General features: G+C 68.3%; 15 protein-coding genes. 3 read left to right on the forward strand and 12 right to left on the reverse strand.

The genetic code is table 11. The features are described 5' to 3' along the window. Positions 1–86 precede the first annotated feature (86 nt). The 5 genes from xerC to ATCM_RS13870 all read right to left on the reverse strand — a co-directional run bounded on the left by xerC (position 87) and on the right by ATCM_RS13870 (position 5,028). The gene (xerC, locus tag ATCM_RS13850; protein ID WP_132865072.1) at positions 87–965 is read right to left on the reverse strand and encodes a tyrosine recombinase XerC; all 879 of its coding nucleotides are present in this window, start codon (positions 963–965) and stop codon (positions 87–89) included. 16 nt (positions 966–981) lie between these two features. Continuing rightward, positions 982–1,659: a DUF484 family protein gene (locus ATCM_RS13855; protein ID WP_132865073.1), complete on the reverse strand. Its 678-nt coding sequence runs from the start codon at positions 1,657–1,659 to the stop codon at positions 982–984. Next, positions 1,656–2,501, reverse strand: a complete 846-nt coding sequence (gene dapF / locus ATCM_RS13860) for a diaminopimelate epimerase (protein ID WP_165931183.1) — start codon at positions 2,499–2,501, stop codon at positions 1,656–1,658. The genes ATCM_RS13855 and dapF overlap by 4 nt, the downstream gene beginning before the upstream one ends. A 5-nt stretch (positions 2,502–2,506) precedes the next feature. Next, on the reverse strand, positions 2,507–2,740 hold the full coding sequence (locus ATCM_RS13865; RefSeq protein ID WP_132865075.1) for a lipoprotein: 234 nt from the start codon (positions 2,738–2,740) through the stop codon (positions 2,507–2,509). Positions 2,741–2,919: 179 nt separating this feature from the next. After that, positions 2,920–5,028: a S9 family peptidase gene (locus ATCM_RS13870; protein ID WP_132865076.1), complete on the reverse strand. Its 2,109-nt coding sequence runs from the start codon at positions 5,026–5,028 to the stop codon at positions 2,920–2,922. Between the two features lie 121 nt (positions 5,029–5,149). Here ATCM_RS13870 and ATCM_RS13875 point away from each other — a divergent pair, with 121 nt between their 5' ends. Then, entirely contained in the window at positions 5,150–6,352 is a 1,203-nt protein-coding gene (locus ATCM_RS13875) for a pyridoxal phosphate-dependent aminotransferase (protein ID WP_132865077.1), read from the forward strand. A gap of 286 nt (positions 6,353–6,638) precedes the next feature. On the opposite strand, the gene ATCM_RS13880 is transcribed toward ATCM_RS13875, so the two are convergent. Further along, entirely contained in the window at positions 6,639–8,738 is a 2,100-nt protein-coding gene (locus ATCM_RS13880; protein WP_132865078.1) for a prolyl oligopeptidase family serine peptidase, read from the reverse strand. A 68-nt stretch (positions 8,739–8,806) separates the two neighbouring features. Beyond that, positions 8,807–9,124 (reverse strand): hypothetical protein, encoded by a 318-nt coding sequence (locus ATCM_RS13885; RefSeq protein WP_132865079.1) that lies wholly within the window; start codon positions 9,122–9,124, stop codon positions 8,807–8,809. A gap of 137 nt (positions 9,125–9,261) precedes the next feature. On the opposite strand from ATCM_RS13885, the gene ATCM_RS13890 reads away from it, so the two are divergent. Then, complete coding sequence (locus ATCM_RS13890) at positions 9,262–9,861, forward strand: lipocalin family protein (RefSeq protein ID WP_132865080.1); 600 nt, start codon at positions 9,262–9,264, stop codon at positions 9,859–9,861. A gap of 144 nt (positions 9,862–10,005) precedes the next feature. On the opposite strand, the gene ATCM_RS13895 is transcribed toward ATCM_RS13890, so the two are convergent. Next, positions 10,006–10,971 carry a YafY family protein gene (locus tag ATCM_RS13895; RefSeq protein WP_132865081.1) on the reverse strand — a complete coding sequence of 322 codons (966 nt, stop codon included), beginning with the start codon at positions 10,969–10,971 and terminating at the stop codon, positions 10,006–10,008. A gap of 161 nt (positions 10,972–11,132) precedes the next feature. Between ATCM_RS13895 and ATCM_RS13900 the strand changes: the two genes are divergently transcribed. Continuing rightward, positions 11,133–11,924 carry a DUF481 domain-containing protein gene (locus tag ATCM_RS13900; RefSeq protein WP_132865082.1) on the forward strand — a complete coding sequence of 264 codons (792 nt, stop codon included), beginning with the start codon at positions 11,133–11,135 and terminating at the stop codon, positions 11,922–11,924. 251 nt (positions 11,925–12,175) lie between these two features. On the opposite strand, the gene hemC is transcribed toward ATCM_RS13900, so the two are convergent. The 4 genes from hemC to mdoH form a co-directional block, all read right to left on the reverse strand. Then, positions 12,176–13,084, reverse strand: coding sequence for a hydroxymethylbilane synthase (gene hemC, locus ATCM_RS13905; protein ID WP_132865083.1), 909 nt, complete (start codon positions 13,082–13,084; stop codon positions 12,176–12,178). A gap of 30 nt (positions 13,085–13,114) precedes the next feature. After that, positions 13,115–13,834: a LytTR family DNA-binding domain-containing protein gene (locus tag ATCM_RS13910; RefSeq protein WP_132865084.1), complete on the reverse strand. Its 720-nt coding sequence runs from the start codon at positions 13,832–13,834 to the stop codon at positions 13,115–13,117. A 96-nt stretch (positions 13,835–13,930) separates the two neighbouring features. Further along, on the reverse strand, positions 13,931–14,596 hold the full coding sequence (locus ATCM_RS13915) for an alpha/beta hydrolase (protein ID WP_132865085.1): 666 nt from the start codon (positions 14,594–14,596) through the stop codon (positions 13,931–13,933). 119 nt (positions 14,597–14,715) lie between these two features. Continuing rightward, positions 14,716–16,632: a glucans biosynthesis glucosyltransferase MdoH gene (gene mdoH, locus ATCM_RS13920; RefSeq protein ID WP_132865086.1), complete on the reverse strand. Its 1,917-nt coding sequence runs from the start codon at positions 16,630–16,632 to the stop codon at positions 14,716–14,718. Between the last annotated feature and the right edge of the window lie 272 nt (positions 16,633–16,904).

Here is a 16,904-nt window from a genome sequence, read left to right on the forward strand (position 1 = left end):
AGCTGCAGCATGGCGATCGGCGCCGCGACGTGCTCGCCGTATCCGGACACCACAATCATGGCGACGCCGCGCCTTGACCGACCAGCTCAGCGCTTGCGCTTGGCGCGCGGGTGCGCCGCGTCGTAGACCTTGGCCAGGTGCTGGAAATCCAGGTGCGTGTAGATCTGGGTGGTGGCGATGTCCGAATGCCCGAGCAGTTCCTGCACGCCACGCAGGTCGCCGGAGGACTCCAGGATGTGGCTGGCGAAACTGTGCCGCAGCATGTGCGGGTGCACGTTCTTGAACAGCCCTTGCCGCTGCGCCAGCTGCTTGATGCGGATCTGCACCGCCCGCTGGCTCAACGGGCCGCCGGCGCGCCCCGGGAACACCGGCTTGTCGCCGCTGCCCGCGCTGTCCCTGCGCCAGTCCTGCAGTGCGTTCAACGCATGCGTACCCACCGGCACGCTGCGCTCGCGGTTGCCCTTGCCATGCACCAGCACCAGGCCGCTGGCCATGTCCAGGTCACGCCAGCGCAGTGCGCACAGCTCGCTCAGGCGCAGGCCGGAGGAATAGAACAGTTCCAGCAGTGCGCGGTCGCGCAGGCCCAGCGGTGCATCCGTGGGCAGCTCGACCAGTTGCACCGCTTCATCGGCATCGAGCACCTGCGGCAACTTGCGCGGCGCCTTGGGCGCGCGCAGGCCGGCGGCAGGGCTGGTGTCGATGGCGTTGTTCTTGAGCAGCCACGCATAGAAGCTGCGGCAGGCCGACAGGCGGCGCTGCAGGCTCTTGGCCGCCAGCCCGCGGCGGTGCTCGGCGGCGATGAACTCACGCAACTGGTCGGTGGCCAGCGCCTGCGGGTCGTCGATGCCATGGGCCTGGCACCATTGCGACAATGCGGCGAGGTCACGCTGGTAGGCATCGAGCGTATGCGCGGACATGCGCCGCTCGACCTGCAGGTAGGACAGGAACGCCGGGACGGCGCTCATCGCCGCACGCCCCCGCTCACGCCGCGTTGAAACGCTGCAGCCCGACCACCAGCGACTCGCCCATCATGCGCAGGAACAGCGTGCCCATGCCCGGGTAGAAACGGTTCGGGTCATGGCTGCCGACCGCGATCAGGCCTACGCCCGGCAACGGCAGCAACGCGGTGGATGCCACTTCGTCGACCCGTTCGCCGTAGAGCACGTCGTTCTTCTCCGACTGCAGCCGGCCGCAGATCGGCTCGCCATCCTGCAGGCAGTCGTGGAACGGCGCCAGGCGCGGGCTGTCGGCGGCGATGACCTGCAGCCACGGCGCCTGCTCAAGCCCTTCGACCGGCTGCAGGCTGATGATGCGAACCAGGTCACCGGCGAAGTCTTCCTCCAGCGAGGCCGCCATCGCCCGCAACGTGTCCGCTGCCGACGCCTGGCGCATCAACGCCAGGGTCAGCTGGTGCGTGCGCACTGCCAGCCGTTCGTTGATCTGGGCGTTGACGCCCAGGTCGGACAGCCGCCGTGCGAGCTCGCGGTTCTTGTCGCGCAACACTTCCAGCTGGTAGCTGGCCAGCGACGCGGTCGGGCCATCGTCGCGGGGCACCACCATGGTCAGGGCCAGGTCGGGGAACTGCTTGAGGAAGGTCGGGTGTCGGCGCAGCCAAGCGGCCACCTCGTGTGCCCCGATCTTTTCGGCCGTGTCGTTCATCCTGTCCACTCTCCGTCGAATACGAATGCCGCCGGACCGGACATGACGATTTCCGCCGCATCGTCCGGCCACTGGATACGCAGGTCGCCACCGGGCAGTGACAACACCGCATCGCGCCGCAGCCGCCCCCGCTGCATCAACACCACGGCCGCCGCGCAGGCGCCGCTGCCGCAGGCCAGGGTCTCGCCGACACCGCGCTCGAACACGCGCAGCCGGGCGTGGCCGCTGTCCAACACCTGGGCGAAGCCGACATTGACCGATTCCGGGAACGAGGCATGCTGCTGCAGCAACGGACCGACCCGCTCCACCGGCGCGGCATCGGCCGAGCCGACCTCCAGCACCGCGTGCGGGTTGCCCATCGACACCGCGCCAAACCGCACGTTCTCGCCCTGCAGCGACACCGCGTATTCCTCGCGCGCGCGCGGGAAGCCGACCAACGGGATCCGCTCCGGCTCGAACTCCGGCTTGCCCATGGCCACGGCGTAGTGATCCCCGCCCAACCGCTGCACGGCATGCGTGCGCAACGGGCTGTCGATCAGGAAGTGCTCGCCCTGGGCGGCGCCATCGCGCACCAGCCAGGCCGCCACGCAGCGCGCGCCGTTGCCGCACTGCTGGGAAGTGGACCCATCGGAGTTCCAGATCCGGTAGGACGCCACGGAGGCTTCCGAGCGCGGTGGCTCGATGGTCAGGATCTGGTCACAACCCACGCCGCGGTGGCGGTCGGCCAGGCGCGCGGCAAGGTCCGCGTCCGGCGGGGCCATGCCGGCGCGCAGGTCCAGCACCACGAAATCATTGCCGGCGCCGTGCATCTTGGTGAACGGCAGGCGCCCTGAAACGGACATGCTCATTACGGCTGGGTACCCTCGGCCGGCTTCCTGGCCTGCGCAGGCTCAGTGCCGTCGGTCGGCGGGACAGCGGCGGCATCGTCGGCAGCCGGTGCGTCTTCCGGCACCACCTCCTGCTCTTCGACCGGCACCGGCTTCTGCGGCATCACCAGCGGGCCTTTGTTGCCGCAGGCGGTGAGGGCCAGCAGCGCGCAGGCCACCGGGATGAGCAACAGGGAACGGGACGTCATGTTCATCCCCCGAGTATAGCCACTGGACCATGAAGTCCGGATGGAACTGCGGCTGTTCAGTCACCCATGGATCGCGTCCGCAGGCGCCCGTCGGCCATCCCGCGCAGGGGGCCCGCCCATTGCAGGGCAACCGGGCAGGCACCGGTCATGGTTGCGGGCCGCCCGGGCCCGCAACCGGTTCGGCATTACTGGGCCACGCCCAGCTGCGACAGCACGAAGGCATACGACTCGGCCAGCTCGTGGTAACGCTGGAAGCGACCGGACTTGCCGCCGTGGCCGGCTTCCATGTTGGTGCGGAACACGATCGGCAGGCTGCCGGTGTTCACGTCGCGCAGGCGCGCCACCCACTTGGCCGGCTCCCAGTACTGCACCTGCGAATCCCACAGGCCGGTACCGACGAACAGCGACGGATAGTCCTGGGCGCGCACGTTGTCGTACGGCGAGTAGCTCAGCATGTAGTCGTAGTACGGCTTCTGCTCGGGGTTGCCCCACTCGTCGTACTCGTTGGTGGTCAGCGGGATGCTGGCGTCGAGCATGGTGGTGACCACGTCCACGAACGGCACCTGGGCGACCATCACCCGGTAGTCGCCCGGGGCCTGGTTGGCCACCGCGCCCATCAGCAGGCCGCCGGCACTGCCGCCGGACGCGGCCACGCGGTCCTTGGCGGCATAGCCCTGCGCGACCAGCGCGCGGGTGACGTCGACGAAGTCGTTGAAGGTGTTCTGCTTGTGCAGCAGCTTGCCGTCCTCATACCAGTTGCGGCCCATTTCCTCGCCGCCGCGGATGTGCGCGATGGCGTAGACCAGGCCACGATCAAGCAGGCTGACCACGCTCTGGTTGAAGCCGGGGTCCATCGACATGCCGTAGCTGCCGTAGGCGTACTGGTACAGCGCGGCGCTGCCGTCCTTCCTGAAGCCCTTCTTGTAGACCAGCGACACCGGCACCTTGGCGCCGTCGCGCGCAGTCACCCAGACCCGCTCGGTCTGGTACAGCGACGGGTCGTAGCCGATCACCGGCTGCTGCTTGAGCTGGCGGCGCTCGCCGGTCTTCACGTTGAGCTCGTAGGTGGTGGCCGGCGTGGTCAGCGAGGTGTAGCCGTAGCGCAGCCAGTCGGTGTCGGGCTCGGCATTGACCGACAGACCCATCGAGTACGCCGGCTCGTCGGCCTTGACGAACTCGCTGCGGCCGTCTGCAAACAGCAGGCGCACGCGCTCCAGCGCATCGGCGCGCTCGGCGATGGCGGTGTAGCCGTTGAACAGCTCGAAGCCCTCGACCAGCACCTGCGGATCGTGCGCCACCCAGTCCTGCCACTGGTCGCGGCGGGTGGCACCTTCCGGCGCGGTGACCAGCTTGAAGTTCTTCGCGCCATCGGCGTTGGTGCGGATCACCCAGCGGCCGTCGAAGTGGTCGGCGTCGTATTCCACGTCGCGCGCGCGCGGGGCGAGCACGGTGAAGGTGCCCGGGTTGGCGGCCGAGGTGTAACGCAGCTCGGAGGACACCGTGCTGTCCACGCCGATGGTGATGAACTTGTCGTCGCGGGTACGGCCGATGCCCATGTAGAAGCTGTCATCGGTTTCCTCGTACACCAGCACGTCGCTGCTGGCCGGGGTACCGAGCACGTGCTTCTTCACCCGCACGGTGAGCAGGGTTTCCGGGTCGTTCTCGACGTAGAACACGGTGCGGTTGTCATCGGCCCAGACCACGTTGGCCGACACCCCGGTGATCACATCCGGCAGCAGCTGGCCGGTGCCCAGGTCCTTGAAGCGCAGCGTGTACTGGCGACGGCCCACGTCATCCTCGGCCCAGGCCAGGATGCGGTTGTCCTGGCTGACCGCCATATCGTCGACACCGAAGAAGCCCTTGCCCTCGGCCATGGCATTGAGGTCCAGCAGCACCTCTTCCGGGGCCTGCATGTCGCCCTTGCGGCGCGCATGGATGGGGTAGTCCTTGCCGGTCTCGTAGCGGGTGTAATACCAGTAGCCGCGCTCGCGGTACGGCACGCTGGCATCGTCCTGCTTGATGCGCCCGACGATCTCGGCGTACAGCTTGTCCTCCAGCGGCTTGAGCGGCGCCATCAACGCATCGGTGTAGGCGTTCTCGGCGTTGAGGTAGGCCAACATGGCCGGATCCTCGCGCTTGTCGTCGCGCAGCCAGTAGTACTCGTCCTGGCGCTGCGCACCGAACGGCGCCTTGACCGTGTGCGGACGCTTCTCGACATCCGGCGGAGTGGGCGTTGCGGCGATGGCGGAATTGATCATCAGGCTTGCTACCAACAGACAAAGGGTGGGTTTCACGGAAGGGTTCCCATGGGCGGGGCGGATGCCCGCGCAATGCCGACAGTGTGCCATGGGCAATGCAGCCCTTCGAGACGACATACGGCTGCCAGCACCGGCCTTGCGGCCTATGATGTCGGCGATGAACACCCCAGCCCCCACGCCGTCCGGCTACAGCCGGCGCAGCCACGAGATCGCCCCGTTCCACGTCATGTCCCTGTTGGCCCGCGCCAATGCGCTGGAGCAGGCCGGCCACGATGTGATCCACCTGGAAATCGGCGAGCCCGACTTCACCACCGCCGAGCCGGTCATCCGCGCCGGCCAGGCCGCGCTCGCCGCCGGACATACCCGCTACACCGCCGCGCGTGGCCTGCCGGCGCTGCGCGAGGCCATCGCCGGCTTCTACGCGGACCGCTACCGGTTGCAGATCGATCCGGAGCGCATCCTGGTCACCCCGGGCGGTTCCGGCGCGCTGCTGCTGGCCTCCAGCCTGCTGGTCGACCCGGGCCGGCACTGGCTGCTGGCCGACCCCGGCTATCCGTGCAACCGCCATTTCCTGCGCCTGGTGGAAGGCGCCGCGCAGCTGGTGCCGGTCGGCCCGGACAGCGGTTACCAGCTCACCCCCGAACTGATCGCCGGGCACTGGAACGCCGACAGCGTCGGCGCGCTGGTCGCCTCCCCCGCCAACCCCACCGGCACCACGCTGGACGCCACCCAACTGGCGGCGTTGTCGGCCACCTTGAAGGCTCGCGGCGGCCACCTGGTGGTGGACGAGATCTACCACGGCCTGACCTACGGCTTCGACGCCCCCAGCGTGCTGGAAGTGGACGACGAGGCGTTCGTGCTGAACAGCTTCTCCAAGTACTTCGGCATGACCGGGTGGCGGCTGGGCTGGCTGGTGGCGCCCCCGGCCGCGGTACCGGAACTGGAGAAGCTGGCGCAGAACCTGTACATCAGCGCGCCCTCGATGGCGCAGCATGCCGCGCTGGCCTGCTTCGCGCCGGAGACGATCGCCATCTTCGAGCAGCGTCGCGCGCAGTTCCAGCAGCGTCGCGACTACCTGCTGCCCGCCCTGCGCGAGTTGGGCTTCCGCATCGACGTGGCGCCGCAGGGTGCGTTCTACCTGTACTGCGACGTGAGCGCATTCACCGATGACGCGCAGGCCTTCTGCGCGCACTTCCTGGAGACCGAGCACGTGGCATTCACGCCCGGCCTGGACTTCGGCCATCACCGCGCCAACCAGCACGTACGCATCGCCTACACGCAGGACGTGGCCCGACTGCAGGAGGCAGTGCTGCGGATCGGGCGCGGGTTGGAGCACTGGCAGGGACAACAGACGACCTGATGACTCCCTTCTCCCGCCTGCGGGAGAAGGTGCCCGAAGGGCGGATGAGGGGCTTTGGGCTTTGGGCTTTGGGCTTTGGGCTTTGGGCTTTGGGCTTTGGGCTTTGAGCTTTGAGCTTCGAGCTTCGAGCTTCGAGCTTCGAGCTTCGAAAGCGTTCATATGAGTTCACTATCGGGGCTTCGCCCCTGCCCTCACCCCACCCCCTCTCCCGCCTGCGGGAGAGGGGCTTCAAACAACAAACGCCACCTTCCGGTGGCGTTTGTTGTGTATCAACTCCAGCTGAGCATCACTTCTTGCTCAGCTGCTCCCACAGGAAGCTATAGGCCAGTGCCGACATGTGCGCGGCCTGCGCGTTGTTGGCTGCGCCGCCGTGGCCACCTTCGATGTTCTCGTAGTAGGTCACGTCCTTGCCGGCGTCGATCATCTTGGCCGCCATCTTGCGGGCATGGCCCGGATGCACGCGGTCATCGCGGGTGGAGGTGGTGAACAGCACCGGCGGGTAGGTCTTGCCCGGGTCGAACAGGTGGTACGGCGAGAAGGTCTTGATGAACTCCCAATCAGCCGTGTCCGGGTTGCCGTACTCGGCCATCCACGAGGCGCCGGCCAGCAGGTGGCTGTAGCGCTTCATGTCCAGCAGCGGCACCTGCACCACCACCGCACCGAACAGCTCCGGGTACTGGGTCAGCATGTTGCCGGTCAGCAGGCCGCCGTTGCTGCCGCCCTGCACGCCCAGGTGCCTGGCCGAGGTGATGTTGCGGCTGACCAGGTCCTGCGCAACCGCCGCCATGTCCTCGTAGGCCTTGTGGCGGTTCTGCTTCAGCGCGGCCTGGTGCCAGCGCGGGCCGTACTCGCCACCGCCGCGGATGTTGGCCACCACGTACACGCCGCCCTTGTCCAGCCAGGCGCGGCCCATGCCGCCGGAGTAGCCCGGGGTCAGCGAGATCTCGAAGCCACCGTAGCCGTACAGCAGGGTCGGGTTGGAGCCATCCAGCTTCATCGCCTTGTCGTGCACCACGAAGTACGGCACGCGGGTGCCGTCCTTGCTGGTGGCGAAATGCTGCTCGATCACCTTGCCGCTGGCGTCGAAGAACGCCGGCATGGTCTTGAGCACTTCCGGCTGCTGGCCGATCTCTGCCAGCGACAGCGTGGTCGGGGTCAGGTAATCGGTGACGGTCATCCACACCGCGTCGCTTTCGTCGGCGTCGACCGCGCCGATGCCAATGGTGCCGAACGCCGGTGCGCCGGTGAAATCACCGGTGGTCCAGCCGTTGGCACCGTGGGTCAGCACCTGCAGGCGGTTCTTGACGTCGTCCAGCACGTTCAGCACCACGTGCGACTTGGTCCAGGACATGCCGGCCAGCGACGTCGTTTCGGTCGGTGCGAACAGCACGTCGAACTCGCGCTTGCCGGCCATGAAGTCATCGAACTTCGTGGCCAGCAGCGAACCGGCGGCGTAGGTCTTGCCACCCACGGTCCACGGCTCGCGCAGCTCCAGGGTCAGCCACTCGCGGCGCACGCCCTTCTCGGCCGAATTCGGCGCATCGATCTTGGTCAGCTTGCCGTCGGCGCCGAGCACGAACAGCTCGTTGTTGTAGAAGGCGATGGTGCGGCTGACGTAGTTGCGCTCGAAGCCCGGGGTGTCGTCGTGCATCGCGGCGATGTACATGTCCTCCGGCTTGCCTTCGTACACGGTCGTGGCCGAGGCCATCGGCGTGCCGCGGCGCCACTGCTTGACCACGCGCGGGTAGCCGGACGTGGTCATCGAGCCATCACCGAAGTCGGTGTAGACGAACACGTTGTCCTGGTCGATCCAGCCCAGGCCACCCTTGGCTTCCGGACGGAAGAAACCGTCCTTGATCCAGTCCTTCCTGGACAGGTCGAACTCGCGGGTGACGTCGGCATCGGCGCCGCCGCGCGAAAGCGCGATCAGGCAGCGGGTGTACTCCGGGCGCAGGCAGTTGGCGCCATGCCACACCCAGTTCTCGCCCTCGGCCTTGTTCAGCGCGTCCAGGTCCAGCACGGTTTCCCACAGCGGCTCGGCCTTGCGGTACTCCACCAGCGTGGTCCGGCGCCACACGCCGCGCTCGTGCTGCTTGTCCTTCCAGAAGTTGTAGTAGTAGTCGCCGATCTTCTCCACGCCCGGGATCTTGGCGTCCGAATCCAGCACCTCGCGGATGCCGGCTTCCATCTGCCGGAACTGCGGGGTCTGCGCCAGGCGGCCCTCGGAACGGGCGTTCTGCTCCTTCACCCACGCCAGCGGCTTGTCGCCGGTGACGTCTTCCAGCCAGGCGTAGTTGTCCTGGGGTTCGTCAGCGGCCATGGCGGCACCGGCCAGGCCAGAGGAGATCAGGCCTGCAACGAGGCAGGCGGAGGTGATTCGGGACATGTGTGCTCCACGCGGACATAGGCCGCGAACGCTAGCACAGGCCCTGCCCCACCTCCCCCTGTCGAAGGTCAGGCCACCTGCGACCAGCGCGCCCGGACCGGACGGCGTGCGCGGCGCGCCTGCGGGCCACGGCGGCGCGGTGCCGCCTGGCGGTTGCGCCAGCGCGCAGGCAGGCGGAAGCGGTACAGGGCCCACCATGCGCTCAACGGCATGCCGACCAGCCACAACGGCAACCAGCCGATCCACTCGCTGTGGCCTCGCGCCGCCGGCCATACCACTACCAGGGCCAACCCTGCCATCACGGCTTGCCTGACGCAACGCAGCACCCGCAGATCGGGGGTCGGCTCAGGGTGACGGCGGGATGACGAAGCAGCAGGCTTGGACATGACGTTCTCCGGCAATGGGACGGGTGTTGGCGTGCATCCTCGCCATCGGCCATCTCACGGACTGCGACCTGCCATTGACGCGCCCATCGCTGCCCGTCGAACATGCTGCCGTCATCAACCATGGCGCGTCCTACGCAATGCGACTCATTCCCGCGATCCTGTCCGCCCTGCTGCTGAGCTTCACCCTGCCGCTGGCCCCTGCACATGCGCAGGACCCGGCTGCCGCCGCCCCGGTCGTGGAGGGCGATGCCGACGGCCCGATCGACCTGCAGCGCTTCATGGGCCGCTGGTACGTGATTGGCCGGGTGCCCAACTTCGTCGAGCGTGGCCACGTGGCCAGCGTCAACACCTACTCGCTGACGGACGGGGACAAGGTCGCCATCCGCTACCAGTTCCGCGACGGCTTCAACGAGCCCGAGGAGGAGATCAACATCCGCGCCAAGGTCGATGACGACAGTGGCAACCGGCGCTGGCGCACCTGGTTCTACAAGATCGTGCCGACCCACTCGCGCATCCTGGAAGTGGCACCGGACTATTCCTGGGCCCTGATCGGCTACCCGGGCCGCGAGATGGCCTGGATCTTCGCCCGCCAGCCGGACATGGATGCGGCTACCTACCGGGCGCTGGCACTGCGCCTGCGCGACAAGTACGACGTCAACACCGACAAGCTCAAGCGCGTGCCGCAACACCCGGCGCAGGTGGACAGGCTGGGCTTCGAGGTACCGAACAAGAAGTAGCCACGGCCGGCCGGATCGGCCACCGGAACCCCCGCGCCCTTCGCCGTAGCCTGCACGACGCCACGGCACACTGCCTGGCGATCACTACCGCAGGGTGCTCACGGAAGCCGGGGCACGGCATCCGCCCCGGGGCGGCGCTTGACGTCAGTCGTAATTGCTCAGGGCCAGCGACAACAGCGCCTTGGCCTGTTCGCGCAGCGACTGTGGCTCGACGATTTCCGCGTCCGAACCGTAATGCAGCACGTCCATCAGCAGCTCGCGCGACACGCTGTAGGGCACCTTCAGTTCATAACGCCCATCCGGCAGGAACCGCCCCTGCTGCTTGGAGTGCCAGTGTTCGTCAGCCACCCAGCGGGCGGCCTTGGCACTGAACACGATGGTCGCCCAGCCCTTGGGGGCACCGGAAAAGATGCCGTAGCTGGCGGCCAGCTGCTCGTTCAGCTCTTCATCCGGCACGTCGCGGGCCGGCTGTTCGAGCAACCGGGCCTGGTGGATGCGGTCCACCGCGAAACTGCGCACCGCCTCGCGGGTATGGTCCCAGGCGTCCAGGTACCAGTTGTCGCGGTAATGGGTGATGCGCTGCGGTGACACCGTGCGGCGGGTGGCCTCGTCGGTGGAACGGGCACGGTATTCGAAGGACAGCTGCTTGCGCTCGAGCACGCCCGAGGCCACGGTGCGGAAACTGGCCTCGTCCAGCTTGCGACCGCGGTGCGGGATGACCCGGACCCGCTCGACCGGCCAGGAGGACGCCCCGGCCTGGGCCGCGAGCAGGCTCTCGATGCGCTGCTGCAACGGCGCCAGCACCGAGGACAGCACGCCGCCACTGGTCCGCGCCAGCAGGTGCTGGGAGGCCAGCAACGCATGCAGCTCCTCGGAACTGAGCCACAGCCCGGGCAACTCGAAACGGTCGCTTTCGGCGGTCTGGTAGCGGAAGCCGGCGTCGCCGTCGCCCTCCACCGGCGCCATCAGCGCGTCGCGCAGAAAGGCCAGATCGCGGTAAACCGTGGCACGGGAACAGCCCAATTCCTCCTGCAGCCGCACCACCGTGATGGGGTAGCGGGCGGACTTGAGCAGACGATGCAGCGCATTGATGCGTTCATAGCGGTCCATGGCCCGATTATGTCCGAAGTTCAGCGCCGGTTGGGGTCCGGCAACCGCTCCTGCCCGCCTAACCGCGTCTGAAGCAGGGCCATCGGCACGGGTCCGGCGCCGGACCCATCCGGTATCATGAAACCGTTTACTTGCCCGCCTTGGCCCCGGAGATTCAATCGATGTCCCTGCGTGTTTCCCTGCTCCTGCCGTTGCTGCTGTGCGCCCCGGCCGCCTGGGCCGACGACGGCCAGACCCCCGACGAGGCCACCCTGGCAGCCATGACCTCCCCCTGGAGCGGCAGCGGCGGCGAACTGGGTTTCGCCTCGGCCCACGGCAACAGCAACACAGAGAGCTTCAACGGCCGCCTCAAGCTGCGCTACACCGACGATGACTGGGTGCACAGCATGGACCTGTTCGGCCTGCGCTCCAGCTCCGAGTACACCGAGACCAGCGACGACGGCACCAGCAAGCGCACCCGCCAGACCACCGCCAACCGCTACACGGCCAGCGCCGGCAGTGCGCTGCAGTTGGGCGAGCATCGCCAGATCACCGCCACCGGGCGCTATGAACGGGACGATTTCGCCACCTACGACCGCCAGGCCAGCTTCGGTCTCGGCTACGGTACCCGCCTGATCGACGGCGAGCGGCTGATCCTGGACACCCAGATCGGCCCCGGCGTGCGCCGCAGCCACAATGCCGATACCGACGAAAACCGCGTCGGCCTGATCGGCCGCGGCCTGTTCGACCTGAAGTACACCATCACCGACAACACCGAACTGGTGAACACGTTGCTGGTGGAATCAGGCTCGTACAACACCTTCGCGCAGAATGATTTCGGCGTGTCGGTGAACATGAACAAGCACTTCGCGCTGAAGGCCGGCTGGCAGGCCCGCCACAACAGCGACGTCACCGAAGACAAGCGCAAGACCGATACGCTGACCACGATGAACGTGGTTTACAGCTTCAAGTAAGCGAGCGCGCGGGATTCATGAAGAAGCCGGCTTTCGCCGGCTTTTTCATGCGCGGGTGCTTTGGATGGATGCGGCGGGATGCCTTCCGCGAACGGAACCATCATCGGCTTGGCGGCCGAGGCCGTTCCTGCGGCAGCGCGGCGATCTGCCCCCTCCCTTGAGCACAGCTCAGGGGAGGGCTGGGGAGGGGTGCTCCTGGCAACGGGGCGGGGTATCGACTTCGTGGCCGGGATCGCGCCTACGCGGGCCGCTCAACGCAGCAGTTCACCCGCGCCACCATCGAGCAGCCTGCTCGCCACGCTGCGGCCCAACGCCTCCGGGTCCGTCGCCGGCCCCTGCCCTTCGGCGCGGACGATGCGGCCATCGGCCACGCCGCCCACCAGCCCCTGCAACCACAGGTCCTGGCCCCGCCATTGCGCCAGGCCGGCCACCGGCACGTGGCAGCTGCCATCCAAGGCGCGGTTCATCGCCCGCTCGGCCTCCACGCAGCTGCGGGTCGGCGCATCGTCCAGCGCCGCCACCAGCGCGATCACCGCGTCGGCATCGGTCCGGCATTCGATCGCCACCGCGGCCTGCGCCGGTGCCGGCAGCCATTGTGGCGCCACCAGCCGGCTGCGGATGCGCGCTTCCAGCGCCAGCCGCTCCAGGCCCGCGCAGGCCAGGATGATGGCGTCGTACTCGCCGGCGTCGAGCTTGCCCAGGCGCGTGTTGACGTTGCCGCGCAGGTCGCGGGTGAGCAGGTCCGGGCGCAGCGCGCGCAACTGCGCCTGGCGGCGCAGCGAGGACGTGCCCACCACCGCGCCGGCCGGCAGGTCGTCCAGCGTGTCGTACTGGTTGGAAACGAAGGCATCGGCCGGATCGGCGCGGGTGAGGATGGCCGGCAGCGCGAACGGTGCCTCCAGCTCCATCGGCACGTCCTTGAGCGAATGCACCGCGCAGTCGGCCTCGCCACGCAGCATCGCCAGCTCCAGCTCCTTCAGGAACAGGCCCTTGCCGCCGATGGCCGCCAGAGAGCGGTCCAGCACCTCGTCGCCGCGGGTGCTCATCGGCACCAGTTCCACCGCCAGCCCCGGGTGGGCCTGGCGCAGGCGGTCAGCGACGTGTTCGCTCTGCCACAGGGCGAGCGGGCTCTTACGGGTAGCAATGCGCAGGATGGTCATGCGGCCATTATCGCCGCTGGCGGCGCCCGCTCACAGCCGGACCAGTTCGGTCCGCAGATTGGCGACGCAGCGTCGGCTGACCTCCAGGGGCTGTTCGACCCCGCGCAGCACCGCCTGGACCTGGCCGGCCGGCGTGCGTCGCACTTCCTGCAGGCGGTCGCGGGCGACCAGGCAGTTGCGATGGATGCGGATGAACCGCGAGCCGAACTCCTCTTCCAGCGAGCGCAGCGATTCCTCGACCAGATCCTGCCCCCGCGTATGGTGCAGCACGACGTACTTCTCCTCGGCCTGCAGGTACAGGATGTCCTCCACCGGCACCAGTCGCAGGCTGCCACGCAGGCGCGCGCTCAGGGTGCGACGCGGCTGATGGGCGGGGGGGCTAGCGCGCCCGGCAAGGAAAGTGCGCGCCCGCTCCAGCGCCGCGGCCAGGCGCTCGGCGCGTATCGGCTTCATCAGGTAGTCGATCGCCGCAGCCTCGAACGCGGACAGCGCGTGCGCATCGAAGGCCGTGCAGAACACCACTGCCGGGCGCGGCTCGACACGCGCCAGCTGCCGGGCCACCTCCAGCCCGTCGATGCCGGGCATGGCGATGTCGAGCAGCAGCAGGTCCGGCTGGTGTTGCGCGCAGGCCTGCAGGGCCTCGTCGCCGTTGGCCGCCTCGGCCAACACCACCACCCCATCGTGCCCGGCCAGCAATGCGCGCAGGCGCCCGCGTGCCAAGGGCTCATCATCGGCAATGACCACCTTCATATCACTCTCCCCATGGAACGCCGGCATGGCCATGGTAGCCCTGCCGTCGCACCGCCATTGTGTTCAACCCCCGGACAAGGCGTCCCCACGCCCTGTTCAACCCGCGCTGAAACGCGCCTGCAGCCAGTCGCCCAGCGCGTGGATTTCCTCGGCGCAGACCTGGTGTGCCATCGGATAGCGGTGCCAATCCAGCTCGAAGCCCAGCGCCTTGAGCACCTGGGCGCTGTTCTCGGCGACCTGCACCGGAATCACCGGATCGGCGCTGCCGTGGGCCATGAAGACCGGCTGCGTGTTGGCACCGGCGGCCAACTGGTCGGCCGCGGCGTCCACTTCCGGCAGGTAGGTCGACAGCGCCACCAGCCCGGCCAGTTGCGCACGCCGCTGCAGGCCCGCCGACAGGGTGATCGCACCGCCCTGCGAGAAGCCGGCCAGCACGATGTGGTCCAGTGCGATGCCGCGGGCCTGCTCGCGTGCGATCAGCGCCTCCACCTGCGCCACCGATTCGGCCACGCCGCTGGCGTCGGCGCGGCTGCGGAAATCCATGCTGACGATGTCGTACCACGCGCGCATCGGCATGCCACCGTTGATGGTGACCGCGCGCTTGGGGGCATGCGGGAACACGAAGCGGATCGCCGGCCAGTGCGGGCGCACCAGCTCCGGCACGATGGGGGCGAAATCGTGCCCATCAGCGCCCAGACCGTGCAACCAGATGACCGACCATTCCGGCGCCGCGCCGGTTTCCTGCTCCACCGTTTCCAACATCTGCATGACTCCCGAAGACGAAGCGGGATTATGCCGCCTGGCCGCGGCGCGATGTTCAGGCCGACGGTTCAACGGCCACTGCCCGGGGACCGGTACGTGCCCGGGCCCGGTGGCGGCAGTCAGTCCTGCAGCGGTTCGCGCAGCGCAGCCGCGCGCAGTTCGGCGGCACGCACCAGCACCTGCGGCGGGTGGCTTTCCTCCGGGATGCACAGCAGGCCGTGACGGCGCAGCCAGTCACCCACCTTGCGCGAGGAGGTCCAGGCCACCACCGGTACCGCCAGTGCCATGCCCACCACCACCGGCGCCATCCACGCCGCCAATGGCGGCGACACCGCATATGCCATGGCACCGACCATCAGGCCGAACAGGCTCAGGCCACCGTAGCCACGCAGCAGCGCGCCCCAGGAGATGCTGCCATCGTCGCGCTGCTGCGCATCCCAGCCGGAGTCCTTGCCGGCCAGTACTTCGGCCACGCCACGCGACTGCACGTACATCACCACCGGCGCCATCAGCGCCGCCAGCAGGGTTTCCAGCACCATCGAGACGAAGGCGCGCAGCGCGCCGCCGCAACCAATGCGTTCGCTGCGCGAGGTCAGCATCGCCACGTAGCCCATGGCCTTGGGCGCAAGCAGCACCGCCATGGTGATCGCGAACACCCAGAGCACGCCGTCCTGGTCCAGACCGCGCCAGTAATGCGACGGGGACATGCGCAGGTGCAGTTCCTCGGCCAGGTCGATGCCGCCATGGATCAGCGGGATCGCCACGCCGATCAGCATCAGCATCGCCCACATCGGCGCGGTGAAGTAATGGCCGATGCCGATCATCATGTGCACGCGGCTGATCCAGTGCAGGCCGGACGTCCCCACCACCTTGGCGTGCTGCAGGTTGCCCTGGCACCAGCGGCGATCGCGGATCAGCAGGTCGGTCAGCGTCGGCGGGCCTTCCTCGTAGCTGCCCTGCAGGTACGGCACCATGTGCGCGGCCCAGCCGCCCCGACGGATCAGCGCCGCTTCCACGAAGTCGTGGCTGAGGACATGGCCGCCGAACGGCTTGCGCCCCGGCAGCTCCGGCAGCCCGGCCTGCTCGGCGAAGGCGCGGGTGCGGATGACCGCGTTGTGCCCCCAGTAGTTGCTCTCGGCGCCATGCCACCAGGCCACGCCGTAGGCCATCACCGGGCCATACACGCGCCCGCCGAACTGCTGCATGCGGGCAAAGGCGGTGCGCCCGTTGACCACCGCCGGCAGCGACTGGATCAGGCCCACGTTGGGGTGGTTCTCCATCGCCGACACCAGCCGCACGATGACATCACCGGTCATCAGGCTGTCCGCGTCCAGGATCAGCATCTGCGGGTATGCACCACCGAAGCGGCGCACCCAGTCGGCGATGTTGCCGGCCTTGCGGCCGACGTTGCTGGCGCGGCGCCGGTAGAACAGCCGCCCTTCCCCGCCGGTGGCAGCGACCAGGCGCGCGAACACCTGTTCCTCGGCACGGCCGATGGCGTCGCGGGTGGTGTCGCTGAGCACGAAGAAGTCAAAGTTCTCGAGCTGGCCGGTGGCGGCGACCGATTCGTAGATGGCCTGCAGGCCGGCCATCATCCGGCGCGGGTCCTCGTTGTAGGTCGGCATCAGCAGCGCGGTGCGGCTGCGCAGCGTCGGCAGCGGCGTGTCCGGGTAGATGCCCAGCTTGCGCCGGCCACGCAGCAACGCCTGCAGGCCGGCCAGGCTGCCGACGAAGGACAGCGCGACCCACGCAAACAGCAGCACGAACAGCACCAGCAGCACGCCTTCGAGCACGTTCAGGCCACCGTTGAGCAGCACCCGCGCCATCATCCAGGTCGCGCCAACGGTCATCAGCGCGGTGGTGCCGAACACGTACAGGCGACGCAGGCCGATGTTGGGCGGGGCGGTGTCCTGGCGCGGCACCTGCAGGCGGCCGGTGCGCAGCGATTGCTCCGGCATCTCCAGCGGGTGTTCACCCGGCAGGATGGCGATGCCTGCATCGAGGGCGGCGGTGGTCTCGGTCACGGAGCTGCTCATTGCCGCGCTGCCCCGGCGATCACGAAGGAAACGAACCGCTGCCCGGCAACGTGTTGCTGACTGTCTCGGTGTAGCACCAGAAATCCTTGAAGAGGGAACGCGTTGTGCGTTGAAGGCCAGAAGGGCAGAGGTGGACCGATGCCACGGGGCATCGACGACGTATCGGGGGAACACCCTCCGGTGGTACGGGAGCCCCCTCGACCGCACCACCCGGCCCCTGCGGACCAGCGCAGCGCCAGGACCCGGCGCTGCAGGGGCGCATTATCCATGAT

This window comes from Stenotrophomonas sp. ATCM1_4 (genome assembly GCF_004348115.1).
In the GTDB taxonomy this organism is placed as follows: Bacteria; Pseudomonadota; Gammaproteobacteria; order Xanthomonadales; family Xanthomonadaceae; genus Stenotrophomonas; species Stenotrophomonas capsici.